Source organism: Flavobacterium flabelliforme, assembly GCF_017948675.1.
Classification (GTDB): Bacteria; Bacteroidota; Bacteroidia; order Flavobacteriales; family Flavobacteriaceae; genus Flavobacterium; species Flavobacterium pygoscelis.
On the sequence record NZ_JAGFBU010000019.1, the window covers coordinates 1 to 1,556 of the forward strand.

A 1,556-nucleotide genomic window follows, 5' to 3' on the forward strand; every position below is an offset into this window, starting at 1 on the left:
TGATGGAAAGTTTGAGATCAAAGCTTATTTTTTGATACTCATTTTTTCGACAGGGTTGTTTTTTGTTTGTTTCCATAGGATACTAAAAGTGTTTAATTTTTAGTCAACCTATTTTAGGACGAGGCCTTTGGCAATATTGCTGGTAACGTCTTGCCGCTTGGCGTGGTTGCGTACTTCGTAACCGATTTCTTTCTGCTAAGATAGAATATCTTGCGAAAGAAAAATATGAATTAACCACAAAATTCGCAATCTCGCCAAACGGCTGTTATGCGTTCGGCAGTATATGTTCTATGTTTGTCTATTCCAATTTATTCCAGTTGGCTTTTCCAAATTTAATTATTTTATTCAGTTTTAAACATCTATTTTGACCTTAAAAATCTAAAAAAAAATCGCGAAAATTTTACTTTTCAAGTTTCTAATTTCCATTTCAATATTCTGCCAATTTTATCAAGTTTCTGCTTTCCACAACCTTAATCAGATTCCAATATTCAAGTTTCCACATTCTATAAACTTAATCAAATTCAATTTTCAGGTTTCTGCTTTCCGCAAAGTTGATCAAGTTTCATTTTTAAAAGTGAAAAAAATCGATAAAAATTACGCTTTCAAAGTTTTGCATTTCAGTTTTCAAACTTTAATTTCTTCTTTTTCTGTGCGATCCAACCTGCTGACGCATAACGTCTTGCCGCTTGGCGAGGTTGGGGACTTTAAAGCAAAGTATTTTCTGCCAAAACGAAGATATGATAAAAAACGGTAATTCCACTAAAACCCCAATCTCGCCAAACGGCTGTTGTGCGATCGGTTTTTTATTCATCAAAATTTAACATCATCTCTTTCACAATAATATTTTGCAGGCTCAACAGTGTCATTTTCTCTATATTTATTTTTATAAATTTTACTGTAAATAGTATCTCCACTTTGATTAATTTTTCTTGTCACAATAGGTGGGTCAGAATATTCAATTTCATATACTTTATCTGTTTTATTGCATTTTAGACAAAATACTTTTCCGAAAATATTTTTTCTGTATTTTGATGTAAAGTCTAAATTCATTTCTAAATTATCACTCTCAAAATTATTTACAGATTTCAGTAAAATTGTTCCAATTCCAATTCCGCTACAAAAAAAGTCAAATGATTTTTGGTTTTCTGCTATAAATTTCAAATTAAAATCTCCATTTTGGTCAGTGTAACTTTCGGCTAATATTTTTCCGTCTGCTTTCACAAATATTTTCAAACCAATTAAATCACTTTTATAACTAGAACTTTTCGGTTTTAAATGTCCATTTATAAAAACTTGATTTGAAAAAGTGTTGAAACTTAAAATAAGGAAAACTGCAAAAATCGATAAAATATATTTCATTTTAAATTTCATATTTTAGTTTTTAATGTTTCGGTTTTTCGTCGATTTTCCGTCGCTCGAAACTGTCGCACAACGTCTTGGCGCTTGGCGTGGTTGGGGACTTTATAGCAGAGTATTTTCTGCCAAAACGAAGATATGATAAAAAAACGCTAATTCCACTAAAACCCCAATCTCGCCAAACGGCTGTTAGCAGATGT

The 1,556-nt window shown here is 31.3% G+C and carries 1 protein-coding gene; it reads right to left on the bottom strand.

What is annotated here, in order from left to right; genetic code table 11:
* Window positions 1-810: 810 nt before the first annotated feature.
* On the bottom strand, window positions 811-1,371 hold the full coding sequence (locus tag J3S90_RS15670; protein ID WP_210646969.1) for a hypothetical protein: 561 nt from the start codon (window positions 1,369-1,371) through the stop codon (window positions 811-813).
* Window positions 1,372-1,556 lie beyond the last annotated feature (185 nt).

Coding starts and splice junctions, on each gene's coding strand:
- J3S90_RS15670 (WP_210646969.1), bottom strand. CDS start 1,371: ATGAAATTTAAAATGAAATATATTTTATCGATTTTTGCAGTTTTCCTT.